This window comes from Oerskovia sp. 140933 (genome assembly GCF_059651515.1).
Map to the genome: position 1 here is coordinate 51,796 of NZ_JAMXIO010000002.1, position 15,490 is coordinate 67,285.

Here is a 15,490-nt window from a genome sequence, read left to right on the forward strand (position 1 = left end):
GTCAGTTGATCTCCTCGAACTTGCGGGTGCTCCGGAAGGCCAGGGCAGAGATGGTGCCGACGATCACGAAGATGACGATCGACAACGCGCTCGCGAGCCCGAAGTTCTTCGGCGCCGAGCCGTCGACCCCGGAGATCTGGTAGACCATCGAGATCAGGATGTCGGTGTGCCCCAGCGGGACCGAGGCGTCCCCGAAGCGTGGACCACCCCCGGTGAGCATGTAGATGAGCGTGAAGTTGTTGAAGTTGAACGCGAACGACGAGATCAGCAGCGGAGCCGTCGAGATGAGCAGCAGCGGCAGCGTGACCGAGCGCCAGGTGCGCCAGCGGCCCGCGCCGTCGATCTTCGCGGCCTCCATGACGTCCGAGGGCAGCGACTGCAGGGCGCCCGTCGTGATCAGGAACATGTAGGGGAAGCCCAGCCACAGGTTCACGAACAGGACCGCGAGCTTCGCGAGGAACGGGTCCGTGAGCCACGGGATCTCCGCGCCGCCCAGCAGCACCTCGTTGACGAAGCCGAACCGTGTGTTGAGCAGACCCGACCACAGCAGCGCCGCGAGGAAGCCCGGGATGGCGTACGGGAGGATCATCAGCACGCGGTAGATCTTGCGACCGCGCATACGGGCGTCGTTGAACGTGATCGCCAGGAACAGACCGAGCAGGAACGTGGTCGCCACGGACCCGATCGCGAAGACGAACGTCCACACCAGGATCTTGAGGAACGGCTGCGCGTAGCGCCCGTCGGAGAAGGCCGTCACGAAGTTGTCGAAACCGACCCCGACCCGCCAACCGACGGTCAGCGTCGAACCGTCCGCGGCCTCGAACTGGCCGTCGTCGTTCGGCGAGTAGACCGTCCCGGTCGTGGTGTCCGTCATGGTGTCGCTCGCGTCGTCGTACGCGAGCGTCGACGTGTACACGTACCCCGTCATCGCGTCGGGGGTACGGATCGAGCCGTCCTCCGGATCCTCGGACACCGGCACGCGGAGGTTCGTGACCTCCTCCTGCCGCTGGAGCACCTGACCGCGCTCGAGCACCGTGTAGCCGGGGACCTCGGTCGCGCGCCCGGCCTCGACCGTCGCGTCCTCGACGACCGTCAGGGGACGCTCGGCCGAGCCGACCTGGACGTCGCCGTCGGGCGTGACGATCGCGAACGCGAGGTCACCGCCGTCCTCGACGACCGTGAGCGGGGCCGATTCCGACCCCTCGACGCGGCGCTCGTTCTGGACGAGCAGGGCCTCGATGGCCTGCTCCTTGGTCGAGTTGTGGCCCGTGCCGTAGTTCGTGAAGGCGATGTAGCCCGTGTAGGCCACGACGAAGATCTGGTAGGCCAGCAGGAAGATCAGGCCCGGCAGGATGTACTTGAGCGGCAGGGCGCGCTTGGAGAAGTAGACCCAGTTGGCCGCGATCAGCATCGCGAGCGACGCGGCGAGGATCCCGTACGACTCGGCGGTCCAGGCGGACCAGACCACGTACACGCCCAGGGCGTCGATGACGGCCATGAGGGCCAGCTTGGCGAAGAACCCGGGGCTGTAGTTGCGGGCGTGCGACCCGTCGCGGTCCCGTCGCGGGCGCTTGCGCGGCCCCTGCGGCGACCCGGAGTCCTCCGGTGCGCCGACGGCGGTGTCGGTGGGCGTGAGCTGTGGGGCGGACATCGAGCCTCCGTAGTCGTACGACACGGGTTCCCTCCCGCGTCATGGGGGTGGCGCTGCGCCGCTCGTGCGGCCTGCGCCGACGGTCGCGTGGCCGTGGGGCCCGGGTGGGGCGCCACGGCCACGAGACCGGTCGATCAGGAACCGATCGCTGCCTGGATGTCGGCGACCATCTTGTCCCAGGTGGTGATCGGGTCGGCACCGCCGACGATCGCCGCCTCGGTCACGCCCCAGAAGCTCCACACGGAAGCCATCTCGGGGATCGAGGGCATCGGGAGGGCGTCAGCACCGACGGCGCGGAAGCCGGCGATGATCGGGTCCGCCTCGGCGGCCAGGTTGGCCGACGCCGTGAGGGCCGGGGGACGGTTGCCCGCCTTGTAGAGGGCCGTCTGGGCCTCCTCGGTCGAGAGGAAGTTGACCAGGAAGTCGTTGGCGACGAGCGCGTTGTCGCTCTGGGCGCTGAGGTAGAAGCCCTGGACGCCCACGAACGGCTGGGCGGTCTGGCCACCTGCGGTCGGGATCGGGTCGATCGCGAGGTTCAGGCCCTCGAAGGACTCGATCATCCACGGGCCACCGACGATGAACGGCGACTCACCGTTCTTGAAGGCCTCGACCGCGATGTCGTACGTCGTGTCCTGGCTCAGGACGCCTGCCGCACCCTGCGCGCCGAGCCACGTCGCGAAGGCCTGGCCCTCGGGGCCGCCCATCGCGAGCTCGGAGCTGTAGGAGCCGTCCTCGTTCTGCGCGAACACCGGGGCGCCGAACGACGTCTGGAACGGGTAGTGCGTGTAGGGGTCGCCCTTGGCGCCTTCCGACTGGACGAGGATGGGGAACTTGGTCCCGGCGGCCTGACCGAACGCGACGGCCTCGTCCCACGTGGCAGGTGCTGCCGGTGCGAGCGCGGTGTTGCGGATCAGGGCGATGTTCTCGGTCGCGTAGGGCAGGCCGTAGACCTGGCCGTCGAGCGTGAAGGCCTCGATCGAGACGGGCTCGAACTCCGCCGCCTTGTCGCCGAGCTCGAGCGGCGCGACGACGCCGTTCGTGGTGAACTCGCCGAGCCAGTCGTGCGCACCGACCGTGATGTCGGGGCCCTTGCCGGTCGGGACCTGCGCGAGGAAGTCGGCGCGGATCTCCTCGTAGTTCTTCTGGACGATGTCGACCTCGGTGCCGGTCTCGGCCTCGAAGGCCTCTGCGGCGTCGGTGACCGCGGCCTTGCGGGTCTCGTCGACCCACACCGTCAGCGCACCGGTCGTGTCCTCGGACCCGGTGGTCGGGTCCGCTCCGCTACCGCCGCCGGAGCAGGCTGTGAGCGTCAGCGTGGTGCCGAGCGCTGCGGCAAGAAGGATGCTCCGTCGCATCTGAGTCACTCCCAAGCAATCGAGATGGTCAGCCGAGGCCGGCGAAACGTGCCTCCTCAGCCCTGATGGGGACGACCGTACGACGCGGACTAGCCATGATGCAAGCGCTTGCGGTAACTTTCATGCAACGCATTGCACATCCGGGTGAAACACCCCATCACGCACCGCCTCAGGGTCAGATCCATCCGGCCCGCGAGTCGACCAGGACGAGGAGGTCCGGTGTCCCCTACACTCCCCCACGTGCGTACCCGTCTCACAGATCTGGCCGAACAGGCCGGCGTCAGCACTGCGACGGTCTCGCGCGTCCTCAACGGCAAGGTCGGCGTCGCGAGCGAGACGCGCCAGGCCGTGCTCGCAGCCCTCGACCTGCTCGGCTACGAACGACCCGAGAAGCTCCGCAACCGCTCGGCCGGCCTGGTCGGCCTGATCGTCCCGGAGCTGACCAACCCGGTCTTCCCGGCCTTCGCCCAGGTGATCGAGTCGCTGCTCTCCGAGCACGGCTACACGCCGCTGCTGTGCACGCAGTCACCGGGCGGCACCACCGAGGACGAGTACGTCGAGATGCTCCTCGACCACGCGGTCGACGGCATCGTCTTCATCTCCGGCCTCCACGCCGACACCCAGGCCGGCCACGACCGCTACGAGCGGCTGCGCAGCCGCGGCATGCCGATCGTCCTGGTCAACGGCTACGCACCGGGCGTGGACGCACCGTTCGTCTCGCCCGACGACGTCGCGAGCATGGAGCTCTCGGTGCGCCACCTGCAGTCGCTGGGCCACCGGAGGATCGGCCTCGCGATCGGCCCGGGACGCTTCGTCCCGGCCCAGCGCAAGCTCGCGAGCTTCGCCGACGCCCTGGTGCGGTACGGGCTCGCGGACAGCACCGACCAGGCCGCCGAGCACGTCGTGATCACGCTCTACACGGTCGAGGGCGGGCAGGCAGCGGCCGGCGAGCTCATCGACTCCGGGCACACCGCGATCGTGTGCGGCTCGGACCTCATGGCCCTCGGCGCGATCCGCGCCGCACGGTCCCGCGGGCTGCGCGTCCCCGAGGACGTGTCGGTCGTCGGTTACGACGACTCGCCGCTCATCGCGTTCACGGACCCGCCGCTCACGACCGTGCGCCAGCCGGTCGCCGCGATGGGCCAGGCAGCCGTCAGCGCACTGCTCACGGAGATCTCCGGCGAGAGGGCCCCGCGCTCGGAGCTGCTGTTCCAGCCGGAGCTGATCGTGCGCGGGTCGACGGGCGCAGCCCCGGGCGACCGACTCGACAACCCCCAGCCGTAAGCGCTTACACTCGGAGCACGGCTCGCCGCGACGACCCCTGTCGCGACCGCAGCCGACGTTCCGGCGGTCCCGTGGCGCGCCCGCGCCCGCATCGTCGCCCGGGCCCCCGCACCGCAGGCGGTGCACGGCCCGACGGCTACCCCCAGAACTCGCAGCACCCAGCCAGACCCCGCACAGTGAGGACCTGTACTCCATGTCTCGTATCGATTCGACCCCGGTGGCCGAGGTCGACTCCGCCACGGCGCTGACCGCCACCCAGCTCGTCCACGCAGCCCACGAGGGCCCCGGTGAGTGGTGGCGCGACGCAGTGATCTACCAGGTCTACCCGCGGTCCTTCGCCGACGGCAACGGTGACGGGATCGGCGACCTGCCGGGCGTGACCGCCCGCCTGCCGCACCTCAAGGCGCTGGGGATCGACGCCGTCTGGCTCTCGCCCTTCTACCGCTCCCCGCAGAAGGACGCCGGCTACGACGTCTCGGACTACCGCGACGTCGACCCGCTGTTCGGCACGCTCGCCGACTTCGACGAGATGCTCGCCACGGCCCACGGCATGGGGATCCGCGTGATCGTCGACGTCGTCCCGAACCACACCTCGGACCAGCACGCCTGGTTCCAGGAGGCCCTCGCCGCCCCCGAGGGGTCGCCCGAGCGCGCCCGCTACCTCTTCCGCGAGGGCAAGGGCGAGAACGGCGAGCTGCCGCCGAACAACTGGCAGTCGATCTTCGGCGGCCCCGCCTGGACCCGCGTGACCGCGGGCCCGAACGCCCACGTCGTGACCGGCGCCGAGGGCGAGGTGCCGGGTCAGTGGTACCTGCACATGTTCGACTCCTCGCAGCCCGACCTCGACTGGAACAACCCCGAGGTCCGCGCCGAGTTCGAGGACGTCCTGCGCTTCTGGCTCGACCGGGGCGTCGACGGCTTCCGCATCGACGTCGCGCACGGCATGGTCAAGGCCGACGGCCTCCCCGACTGGGACGGCACCGTCTCCATGGTCGAGGGCACCGACGCGGGCGCCCCCGAGGACGGCTCGACCGGCGCCGGCAACTCCGGCCCCATGTTCGACCAGGAGGGTGTGCACGACATCTACCGCGCGTGGCACAAGGTCCTCGCCGAGTACGACGGCGACCGCGCCCTCGTGGCCGAGGCCTGGGTCGAGCCGCTCTCGCGCCTGGCCCGCTACGTGCGCCCCGACGAGATGCACCAGGCGTTCAACTTCTCCTTCCTCACCACGGCCTGGGACGCCGCCCCGCTGCGCGCCGTCGTCGCAGCCTCGCTCCACGCCTCCGACGAGGTCGGCGCCCCCACGACGTGGGTCCTGTCGAACCACGACGTCGTGCGCCACCCCTCGCGCCTGGGCCTGGCCGAGCCGGGCCTGCGCCCCAACGGGATCTTCGCGCACGAGCCCCAGCCCGACGCCGAGCTCGGCCTGCGCCGCGCCCGCGCCGCGAGCCTGCTCATGCTCGGCCTGCCGGGCAGCTCGTACCTGTACCAGGGCGAGGAGCTCGGACTGCCCGAGCACACCTCGCTCCCGAACGACGTCCGCGAGGACCCCGCGTTCTTCCGCACCGAGGGCGCCGAGGCCGGCCGCGACGGCTGCCGCGTCCCGCTCCCCTGGGAGGCCGAGGCGCCGGGGCTCGGGTTCGGCCCCACGGGCAGCACCTGGCTCCCCCAGCCCGAGTCCTACAAGGCGCTCGCCGCCGACGCCCAGTACGGCGTCGAGGGCTCGACGTTCGAGATGTACAAGGCTGCCCTCGAGATCCGCAAGGCCGAGGACCTCGGTGCGGGCTCGCTCGCCTGGGTCGACGCCTGGGCCGACTCGACGGACGTCATCGCGTTCCGCAACGGCGACGTCGTGGTCCTGGCGAACCTGGGCTCCGAGCCCGTCGTCCTGCCCCGCGGCACGCAGGTCCTGGTCGAGAGCGGCCCCACGGTCACCGACCGCAGCGCCGACCCGCAGGTCCGCGTCCCCTCGGACACCACGGTGTGGTTCCGGGCCTGACCCGCTGACGCGAACGGCCCGGTGCCGGAGGATCCCCTCCGGCACCGGGCCGTCGTCGTTCGCGCGCCGTGCCGTCGTTGTTCGTGCGCCGGGCCGTCGTCGTTCGTGCGCCGGGGCGAGGTGCGCTGCGTCAGCCGCCCGAGACGCTCAGCTCTGCCTCGCGCAGCTTCTCCTCGAACTCCTCGGAGAGCTCGCGCGAGTCGAGCCAGCCGTAGGGCAGGTGCGGCTTCTTGGGCGAGCCCGCCCGCCCACGCTGCCCCTCGGCGGCCTCGCCGGGGTAGGGCTGGTCGAGGTCGAGCGCGTCGAGCTTGCCGCGCAGCTCGTCGAGGGTCGAGACCATCGCGAGCCCCTGGCGCGCCTCGCCGCCGACCGCGTACCCCTTGAGGTACCAGGCCATGTGCTTGCGCAGGTCGCGCATGCCCTTGCCCTCGTCGCCGCCGAAGTACTCGATCATGAGCTCGCCGTGCCGGTAGATGGTCTCCGCGACCTCGCGCAGGCCGGGCGTCACGCGCGCGGACGAGCCGGAGAAGGCCGCTGCCAGGTCCGCGAAGAGCCACGGGCGCCCCTGGCACCCGCGCCCGACGACGACGCCGTCGCAGCCCGTCTCCCGCACCATGCGCACGGCGTCCTCGGCCGACCAGATGTCGCCGTTGCCGAGCACGGGGATCTCGGTCACGGTCTCCTTGAGCCGGGCGATCGCCGACCAGTCGGCCTGGCCGCTGTAGTAGTCGGCGGCGGTCCGTGCGTGCAGCGCGACGGCCGCGACCCCCTCGCGCTGGGCGATGAGCCCGGCCTCGAGGTACGTCAGGTGGTCGTCGTCGATGCCCTTGCGCATCTTGATCGTGACGGGCACGCCGTACGGCTCGGCGGCCTTGACCGCGGCCCGCACGATCGAGGTGAACAGGTCCCGCTTCCAGGGCAGCGCGGAGCCGCCGCCCTTGCGCGTGACCTTGGGCACGGGGCACCCGAAGTTGAGGTCGACGTGGTCCGCGCGGTCCTCGCCCGCGATGATCCTGACCGCGGCGCCGACGGTCGCGGGGTCCACGCCGTAGACCTGGGCCGAGCGGGTCTTCTCGTCGTCCTCGAACGTGACGATGCGCAGCGACTCCTCGTTGCGCTCGACGAGCGCGCGGCTCGTCACCATCTCGGCGACGTACAGGCCCGCTCCGTGCTCGCGGCACAGCCGGCGGAAGGCGGCGTTGGTCACGCCCGCCATCGGGGCCAGGACCACCGGGGTCTCGACGACGTGGGGCCCGATCCGCAGGGGCGGCAGCACGTGTCCGGTTGCGGGCGCCGGGGTCTCGGGCGCGCGCGTGGCGTCGGAAAGGGTGGGGAGGGTCACCGGGTCATTCTCCCACCTTCGGTGACCGGAGAAAAAAGAGGGCCGCCGTCCACGGGTGGACGGCGGCCCTCTCCTGCCCCGCGGGGCGGACGCGCTAGGCGCCCAGGAGGCGTGCGGAGAGGTACGCCGTGACCTGGTCGAGCGCGACGCGCTCCTGGGCCATGGTGTCGCGGTGGCGGATCGTCACGGCCTGGTCGTCGAGCGTGTCGAAGTCGACCGTGATGCAGAACGGCGTGCCGATCTCGTCCTGGCGGCGGTAGCGACGGCCGATCGCACCGGCGTCGTCGAAGTCGACGTTCCAGTACTTGCGCAGCTCGGCAGCCAGGTCGCGCGCCTTGGGCGAGAGCTGCTCGTTGCGGCTCAGGGGCAGGACGGCCGCCTTGACGGGGGCCAGGCGCGGGTCGAGCCTGAGCACCGTGCGGACGTCGGTGCCGCCCTTCGCGTTGGGCGCCTCCTCCTCGTGGTAGGACTCGACCAGGAAGGCCATGAGCGAGCGCGTCAGGCCCGCGGCGGGCTCGATCACGTACGGCACGTACTTCTCGTTGGTGACCGGGTCACGGTAGGTGAGGTCCTTGCCGGAGTGCTCGGAGTGCGTCTTGAGGTCGAAGTCCGTGCGGTTCGCGATGCCCTCGAGCTCGCCCCACTCGGAGCCCTTGAAGCCGAAGCGGTACTCGATGTCGACCGTGCGGGTCGAGTAGTGCGAGAGCTTCTCCTGCGGGTGCTCGTAGAGGCGCAGGTTGTCGCGGTCGATGCCGAGGTCGACGTACCAGTTGGTGCGCAGGTCGATCCAGTACTGGTGCCACTCCTCGTCCGTCCCGGGGGCGACGAAGAACTCCATCTCCATCTGCTCGAACTCGCGGGTGCGGAAGATGAAGTTGCCCGGCGTGATCTCGTTGCGGAACGACTTGCCGATCTGGCCGATGCCGAACGGCGGCTTCTTGCGGGCCGCGCCCACGACGTTCTGGAAGTTCACGAAGATGCCCTGCGCGGTCTCGGGGCGCAGGTAGTGCAGCCCGGACTCGTCCTCGACGGGGCCGAGGTACGTCTTGAGCATCATGTTGAAGTCGCGGGGCTCGGTCCACTGGCCGCGGGTGCCGCAGTTGGGGCAGGCGATCTCGGCGAGGCCGCCCTCGGGGGCGCGGCCCTTCTTCTCCTCGAACTCCTCGATCATCTGGTCCTCGCGGAACCGCTTGTGGCACGAGAGGCATTCGGTGAGCGGGTCGGTGAACACGCCGACGTGGCCCGAGGCGACCCAGACCTCGCGCGGGAGGATCACGGAGGAGTCGAGGCCCACCACGTCGTCACGGCTCGTGACCATGGTGCGCCACCACTGCTTCTTGATGTTCTCCTTGAGCTCGGTGCCGAGCGGTCCGTAGTCCCAGGCGGAGCGGGTACCGCCGTAGATCTCACCCGAGGGGAAGACGAACCCGCGCCGCTTGGCGAGGGAGACGACGGCATCGAGTCGAGAAGGCGCAGTGGCCACGGGCGATCACTCCAGGAAATCGTGTGTACCCCGCACGTGGCTTCGTGCGGGACGGTGCGGGACGACGGCGCCCCCGGTCGTCGCTGCGTGCCGAGCGAGGCCGTGGGCACCAACGTCCCAGGTTACTCGGTCTTTCTCGGGGCGGTGCTCGGGGGTGGGACGCAGGCCCGACGGCGCCGCTCGCCGTCGGGTGCTCGCGTCACCCGGGCGGGTGTCGGCCAGACCACACCGACCCTTGTTGACATCCGTTATCAATATCAGTGACGATGTCTTCCATGCCCCGACACCGTCCTCGGACCACCCGCGCCGCCCTCGCCACCTCCGTCGCCCTCGCGACGACGCTCGCGCTGGGTGCCTGCGGGTCCGGGGGGACGTCGGGCGGCGGTGGGGCCGGGGAGAGCGCCGGTGACGGCGCCCTCGAGGTGCTCGCCTCCTTCTACCCCCTGCAGTTCGTCGCCGAGCGCGTCGGCGGCGACCGCGTCGAGGTCTCCAACCTGACCCCGCCCGCCGCAGAGCCCCACGACCTCGAGCTCTCCCCCGCCCAGGCCCGCTCGATCGGGACGGCCGACCTCGTCGTCTACCAGTCCGGCTTCCAGGCCGCCGTCGACGAGGCCGTCGACGCGCGCGAGCCGGCGCACCTCGTCGACGCGACCGAGGCCGCCGGCCTCGAGGAGCACCCGGGCGAGTCGTCCGCGACCACGGACGGCACGGCGGACGAGCACGCGGACGACTCCCATGCCTCCGACACGCACGACCACTCGTCGGACGGCGGCCTCGACCCGCACTTCTGGCTCGACCCCACGCGGCTGATCCCCGTCGCGGAGGAGGTCGCGGCCGAGCTCAGCGAGGTCGACCCCGACGGCGCCGACGAGTACGCGGCCAACCTCGCCGACCTCACGGCGGACCTCACCGCGCTCGACGACGAGTTCACCCAGGGCCTCGCGAGCTGCACGAGCCCCTACCTCGTCACGTCGCACGAGGCGTTCGGCTACCTCGCCGAGCGCTACGGGCTGGAGCAGATCGGGATCACGGGCATCGACCCCGAGGCCGAGCCCTCCCCCGCGCGGCTGCGCGAGGTCGCCGACATCATCCGCGACCACGGCGTGTCCACGATCTTCTTCGAGACCCTCACGAGCCCCAAGGTCACGCAGACCCTGGCGCAGGACGTGGGCGTCCAGGCCGCGGTCCTCGACCCGCTCGAGGGCCTGAGCGACGGCGGCGGGGACTACCTCGACGTCATGCGGGCCAACCTGGAGGCGCTGCGCACCGGCCTGGTGTGCGCATGAGCGCCCCGCTCGTCACGTCCCCGGCCGAGCCCCTCGCGGCCCGGCCACCGGCCATCGAGGCCCGCGGCGTCCACGTCCGGCTCGGCAGCAGCGACATCCTGCGCGGCGTCGACCTCACGGTCGCCCGCGGCGAGGTGGTCGCGCTGCTCGGCGCGAACGGCTCGGGCAAGTCGACGCTCGTGAAGTCCCTCGTGGGGATCGTGCCGCTCGCCGCGGGCCACGTCCGTCTCCTGGGCGCCGAGCTGGGACCCCGGGTCCCCTGGGCGCACCTGGGCTACGTGCCCCAGCGCGTCTCCGCCCAGACCGGCGTCCCCTCGACCGCGGAGGAGGTCGTGGCCTCGGGCCTCCTGCACGGTCGCCGCATCCGCCTGCCCCGCGGCTGGCGCGCCACGGCCCGCGAGGCCCTGGACCGCGTGGGCCTCGCCGACCGGGCGCACAGCGCCGTGCACGAGCTCTCCGGGGGCCAGCAGCAGCGCGTCCTCATCGCCCGGGCGCTCGCCCGTGGCCCCGAGCTCCTCATCCTCGACGAGCCCGTCGCGGGCGTCGACCAGCCCAGCCAGGAAGCGTTCGCCGCGACGCTCACCGAGCTCACGCGCGACGGCATGACCGTCCTGGTCGTCCTGCACGAGCTCGGCGCGCTCGCCCCCCTCATCCAGCGGTGCGTGGTCCTGCGCCACGGCCTCGTGGTCCACGACGGGGCGCCCCCGCAGGCCACCGCCGCGCACGCGGGCCCGGACCACGAGCACCTGCACCCGCACGACGACGAGCACGGCGCCCCGGCCGGGATCGACATGGGGCTGACCGACGCCCCGCTCACGCACCACACCCCCACCCCCGCCCGTGTCGACCGTGGAGCCGCCTCGTGAACGCCCTCGACGAGCTGGTCGGTATGCTCACCGACCCCTTCATGCAGCGCGCCCTGATCGCGGCCGTGCTGGTCGGCGTGACCGCGCCCGTCATGGGGACGTACCTCGTGCAGCGCAAGCTGTCCCTGCTCGGCGACGGGATCGGGCACGTGGCCCTCACGGGCGTGGCGCTCGGCTGGCTCGTCGGCGGCGCGATGGGCGTCGTGCCCGACGACGCCCTCGCGATCCCCGGCGCCGTGGTCGCGGCCGTGATCGGGTCGGTCGTCATCGAGATCGTGCGAGAGCGCGGCCGCACGAGCGGCGACGTGGCCCTGGCGCTCATGTTCTACGGCGGCATCGCGGGCGGCGTCCTGCTGATCGGGGTCGCGGGCGGCAGCTCGGGCAACCTCATGCAATACCTGTTCGGCTCGATCTCGAGCGTCTCGCCGACCGACCTGTGGCTGACCCTGGTCCTGGCGGTGCTCATCCTGGCCGTGGGCATGGGCCTGCGGGCCGCGTTGTTCGCGGTGAGCTACGACGAGGAGTTCTCCCGTGCGTCGGGCCTGCCCGTGCGCGCGCTCAACATCGCGATCGCCGTCATCGCTGCCCTGACCGTCACGGTCGCCATGCGTGTCGTGGGTCTGCTGCTCGTCAGCGCGCTCATGATCGTGCCCGTCGCGATCGCCCAGCTCGTGACCATCTCGTTCCGGCGGACCATGGCGCTGGCCATGGTCATCGGCGTCGTGGTGTGCGTGGTCGGGCTGTCCGTCACGTACTGGCAGACTCTGTCCCCGGGAGCCACGATCGTCGTCCTGGCGATCGCCCTCTACGCGGTCGTGGCGATCCTGCGGCCCGTGCTCGTCCGGCGCAAGCCGCGCGTGTCCCACGACCCGCACCCCGACATCCCCGACGACGTCCACGTGGAAGGTGGCGAGCGATGCAGCGCATGACCCGTCAGCGGGCAGCAGTCTCCGACGCACTCGAGGACCTGCCCGACTTCCGCAGCGCGCAACAGCTCCACGAGCTGCTGCGCGCCCGCGGCGATGCGGTGGGTCTGGCCACGGTCTACCGCACGCTGCAGACCCTGGCCGACGGCGGGTACGTCGACGTGCTGCGCACCGAGGACGGCGAGAGTCTGTACCGCAAGTGCGAGCGCAGCGAGCACCACCACCACCTGGTGTGCCGCGAGTGCGGCACGGCGGTCGAGATCGACGGCCCGACCGTCGAGACCTGGGCCTCCCAGGTGGGCACGGCCCACGGGTTCACGGACATCACCCACACGATCGAGTTCTTCGGCACGTGCGCGGCGTGCCGCGCGGGGAAGGTGTCATGAGCGGGACGCTGCTGCTCTCCGGCCCGACGGCGTCGCTCGCCCTGGTCCCTCACCTGCCCCACGCGCCCCAGGTCGTCGCGGCCGGGGAGTCGACGGGCATCTTCACGATCGACGGCGTCCCGTACTGGTTCATCTACGCCGCAGCGTTCCTGATCGTGTTCGTCCGGGCGCAGGCCACCTACTGGGTCGGTCGGGGCGTGGCCCGCGGCACGGGCAACACCCGGTGGGCCCGGCGTCTGGAGAGCGAGCGGGCCCAGCGGGCGATCGCCACGATCAACAAGTGGGGACCGATCGCCGTCACGCTGTCGTTCTTCACCGTCGGGGTCCAGACCGTCATCAACCTGACCGCCGGTTATACCCGCATGCGCCTCTCGCGCTATCTCGCGGCGCTCGTCCCCGGGTGCCTCATCTGGGCCGGGATCTGGACGACGATCGGGATCGCTGCGTTCAACACGGCCGTGCTGATCGCGGCGAAGAGCCCGGTCGGGCTGGCCGTGCTCGTGCTGCTCGTCGCCGCGCTCGTCGCCTGGACCGTGGTCGCGGCGGGTCGGCGCCGTCGCGCACGGGCGGCGCAGGCCGCCTCCGGCGCTGCGGACGAGCCCACCGCCCAGGCCTCCGCCGACCTCGCCGCCGGGCCGGCGCCGTCGGGCAACCCGATGGGGGACGTCGCGGACCTGCTGCTCGAGCCCCAGGACGAACCCGCCGCGGGCGACGCCGCGCGGCCCGGGCAGCGGCCGACCTCCGAGGCGCCCCGCGACTGACGGGGGCGTTGCCGGGTCAGGAGATCTCGGTCGCGCTCTCGTCGGGTTCGCCCACGCAGAACTGGTTGCCCTGCGGGTCCGTGAGCACCGACCAGCGGTAGCCGGGGATCGTGTGCTCGGCGACCAGGGCCGCGCCGTCCGCGAGCAGGCGGGCGACCTCCGCCGCACGGTCCGCGGTCGAGGCGTCGAGATGGATCCGGTTCTTGCCGGGCGTCGGGTCCTCGACCTTCTGGAAGCCCAGCACGGGCCCCGTGCCCTCCTGACGGGGGACGACCTCGAGGAACCAGCCGTCGGCCTCGTCGATCACCCGCCCGCCCGTCTGCCGGGCCCACCACTGCGCCAGCGGGCGCGGGTCGGTCGAGTCCACCGTGACCATGCCGATCGTGAGAGTCATGCCCGGCACGCTAGCGACAAGCACCGACATGCGCAGGTCGGGCCGCACCGACCAGCGCACCGACCCGCGCGGGAGAAGGGCCGTGTCGAGGTGGAGCCTTCTCCGACACGAACCCTCCACCTGAGGGTCAGGGAAGGTCGGCCGGCTCCGCCGCCTTGTCGACCGCCCCGCCGTAGCGCCGGTCACGGCTCGCGTACTCCTCGACCGCGCGCCACAGGCTGCGCCGGTCGACGTCCGGCCAGTGCTCGGGCAGGAACACCATCTCGGCGTACGCGGCCTGCCAGATCATGAAGTTCGACGTGCGCTGCTCGCCCGAGGACCGCAGGAAGAGGTCCACGTCCGGCAGGTCGGGCTCGTCGAGGTACTTCGCGACCGTCTTCTCGGTGACCTTCCTGGGGTCGAGACGGCCCGCCGCGACCTCCTGGGCGATGGCCTGCGCGGCGTCCGCGATCTCCGCGCGGCCACCGTAGTTCACGCACATCGTCAGGGTGCACGTGTCGTTGTCCTTGGTCAGCCGCTCGGCGTCCTCGAGCTCCTTGATGACCGAGCCCCACAGGCGCGGGCGCCGCCCGGCCCAGCGCATGCGCACGCCCCAGCTGCTCATCTCGTCGCGTCGGCGCCGGATCACGTCCCGGTTGAACTGCATGAGGAAGCGGACCTCCTCGGGCGAACGCTTCCAGTTCTCGGTCGAGAACGCGTAGGCCGAGACGTGCTTGACGCCGATCTCGATCGCGCCGGCCACGACGTCGAGCAGCGCCGCCTCGCCCGCCTTGTGGCCCTCGGTGCGCGGCAGCCCCCTCTCGTTGGCCCACCGCCCGTTGCCGTCCATGACGATCGCCACGTGCTGCGGCACGAACCGGGCCGGGATCTTGGGCGCCGTGGCCCCCGAGGGGTGCGGCGGGGGCGGCTGGATCGGTCGAGCCATCAGGCCTCTCCCCCGGTCCGCGACGGGGCCGCTTCGTCTCGTTCCACCATGCGCAGTGATCGCAACGTTCTCTCCAGGTGATATTGGCTGTAGGCGGCCACGAGACCGCTGGCCTCCTTGCGGTGGCGCACGTCCGACGCGTCCGCCACGTCCCACTCGCCCGCGAGCAGCGCCGCGAGCAGGGAGAAGGTCTCCGGGGCCGGGGACGTCGAGCCGGGCGGGCGGCACCGTCCGCACACCGCCCCACCCAGGGCCACCGCGAACGAGCGGTGCGGCCCGGGCTCCCCGCACCGCGAGCAGTCGGTGAAGCTCGGCGCCCACCCGGCGACCGCGAGGGCGCGCAGCAGGTAGGAGTCGAGGACCAGGCCCGGTGCGTGGGCGTGCCCCGCGAGCGAGCGCAGCGCCCCGGCGAGCAGCCAGAACTGCTGCACCGCGGGTTCCTTCTCGGCCTCGACGAGCCGCTCGGCCGTCTCCAGCATCGCGGCCCCTGCCGTGTAGAGCCCGTAGTCCTCGCAGATCGGGCGGGCGTACGCACCCACGGTCTCGGCCTGCGTCACGACGTCGAGCGAGCGGCCCACGTGGAGCTGGACGTCGACGAACATGAAGGGCTCCAGCCGCGCACCGAAGCGCGAGGACGTACGACGCACCCCTTTGCCCACGGCCCGGACCTTGCCGTTCTCGCGGGTGAGCAGGGTGACGATGCGGTCGGCCTCGCCCAGCTTCTGGGCGCGGAGCACGATCGCTTCGTCTCGGTAGAGGACCACACCCCCATTGTCGGTCATGGCACCGACGTCCCGGTGCACGGTCCACCCGCGGGCGCCCCGGACGCCCG

General features: G+C 71.7%; 14 protein-coding genes. 7 read left to right on the plus strand and 7 right to left on the minus strand.

Annotation, left to right across the window (positions count from 1 at the left end; all coding sequences use genetic code 11):
- Position 1: 1 nt before the first annotated feature.
- A complete protein-coding gene (locus tag NHG27_RS01475; RefSeq protein ID WP_193720366.1) occupies positions 2-1,651 on the minus strand; it encodes an ABC transporter permease subunit in 1,650 nt (549 codons plus the stop codon).
- A 134-nt stretch (positions 1,652-1,785) separates the two neighbouring features.
- Positions 1,786-3,006, minus strand: a complete 1,221-nt coding sequence (locus NHG27_RS01480) for a sugar ABC transporter substrate-binding protein (RefSeq protein ID WP_497014513.1) — start codon at positions 3,004-3,006, stop codon at positions 1,786-1,788.
- A gap of 240 nt (positions 3,007-3,246) precedes the next feature.
- On the opposite strand from NHG27_RS01480, the gene NHG27_RS01485 reads away from it, so the two are divergent.
- Both NHG27_RS01485 and NHG27_RS01490 read left to right on the plus strand, forming a co-directional pair.
- Entirely contained in the window at positions 3,247-4,290 is a 1,044-nt protein-coding gene (locus NHG27_RS01485; RefSeq protein WP_321575499.1) for a LacI family DNA-binding transcriptional regulator, read from the plus strand.
- 193 nt (positions 4,291-4,483) lie between these two features.
- Entirely contained in the window at positions 4,484-6,289 is a 1,806-nt protein-coding gene (locus tag NHG27_RS01490; protein ID WP_497014514.1) for a glycoside hydrolase family 13 protein, read from the plus strand.
- Positions 6,290-6,419: 130 nt separating this feature from the next.
- Here the strand turns inward: NHG27_RS01490 and dusB are convergent, their stop codons facing one another.
- Positions 6,420-7,631: a tRNA dihydrouridine synthase DusB gene (gene dusB / locus NHG27_RS01495; protein ID WP_407671964.1), complete on the minus strand. Its 1,212-nt coding sequence runs from the start codon at positions 7,629-7,631 to the stop codon at positions 6,420-6,422.
- A gap of 94 nt (positions 7,632-7,725) precedes the next feature.
- The gene (locus tag NHG27_RS01500) at positions 7,726-9,114 is read right to left on the minus strand and encodes a glycine--tRNA ligase (protein WP_193721131.1); all 1,389 of its coding nucleotides are present in this window, start codon (positions 9,112-9,114) and stop codon (positions 7,726-7,728) included.
- A 275-nt stretch (positions 9,115-9,389) separates the two neighbouring features.
- On the opposite strand from NHG27_RS01500, the gene NHG27_RS01505 reads away from it, so the two are divergent.
- The 5 genes from NHG27_RS01505 to NHG27_RS01525 are packed head-to-tail and all read left to right on the plus strand — an operon-like array spanning position 9,390 to position 13,339.
- A complete protein-coding gene (locus NHG27_RS01505; RefSeq protein ID WP_497014515.1) occupies positions 9,390-10,400 on the plus strand; it encodes a metal ABC transporter substrate-binding protein in 1,011 nt (336 codons plus the stop codon).
- Complete coding sequence (locus NHG27_RS01510; RefSeq protein ID WP_497014516.1) at positions 10,397-11,266, plus strand: metal ABC transporter ATP-binding protein; 870 nt, start codon at positions 10,397-10,399, stop codon at positions 11,264-11,266. The genes NHG27_RS01505 and NHG27_RS01510 overlap by 4 nt, the downstream gene beginning before the upstream one ends.
- A 23-nt stretch (positions 11,267-11,289) precedes the next feature.
- Positions 11,290-12,195, plus strand: coding sequence for a metal ABC transporter permease (locus NHG27_RS01515; protein WP_193721165.1), 906 nt, complete (start codon positions 11,290-11,292; stop codon positions 12,193-12,195).
- Entirely contained in the window at positions 12,183-12,578 is a 396-nt protein-coding gene (locus NHG27_RS01520; protein ID WP_497014517.1) for a Fur family transcriptional regulator, read from the plus strand. The genes NHG27_RS01515 and NHG27_RS01520 overlap by 13 nt, the downstream gene beginning before the upstream one ends.
- Entirely contained in the window at positions 12,575-13,339 is a 765-nt protein-coding gene (locus NHG27_RS01525; RefSeq protein WP_497014518.1) for a DedA family protein, read from the plus strand. Before NHG27_RS01520 ends, NHG27_RS01525 begins: the two co-directional genes overlap by 4 nt.
- 16 nt (positions 13,340-13,355) lie before the next feature.
- Here the strand turns inward: NHG27_RS01525 and NHG27_RS01530 are convergent, their stop codons facing one another.
- The 3 genes from NHG27_RS01530 to recO form a co-directional block, all read right to left on the minus strand.
- A complete protein-coding gene (locus NHG27_RS01530; protein ID WP_193721136.1) occupies positions 13,356-13,733 on the minus strand; it encodes a VOC family protein in 378 nt (125 codons plus the stop codon).
- 127 nt (positions 13,734-13,860) lie between these two features.
- Positions 13,861-14,658 (minus strand): isoprenyl transferase, encoded by a 798-nt coding sequence (locus tag NHG27_RS01535; RefSeq protein WP_193721137.1) that lies wholly within the window; start codon positions 14,656-14,658, stop codon positions 13,861-13,863.
- A complete protein-coding gene (gene recO, locus NHG27_RS01540) occupies positions 14,658-15,422 on the minus strand; it encodes a DNA repair protein RecO (protein ID WP_193721138.1) in 765 nt (254 codons plus the stop codon). Before recO ends, NHG27_RS01535 begins: the two co-directional genes overlap by 1 nt.
- Between the last annotated feature and the right edge of the window lie 68 nt (positions 15,423-15,490).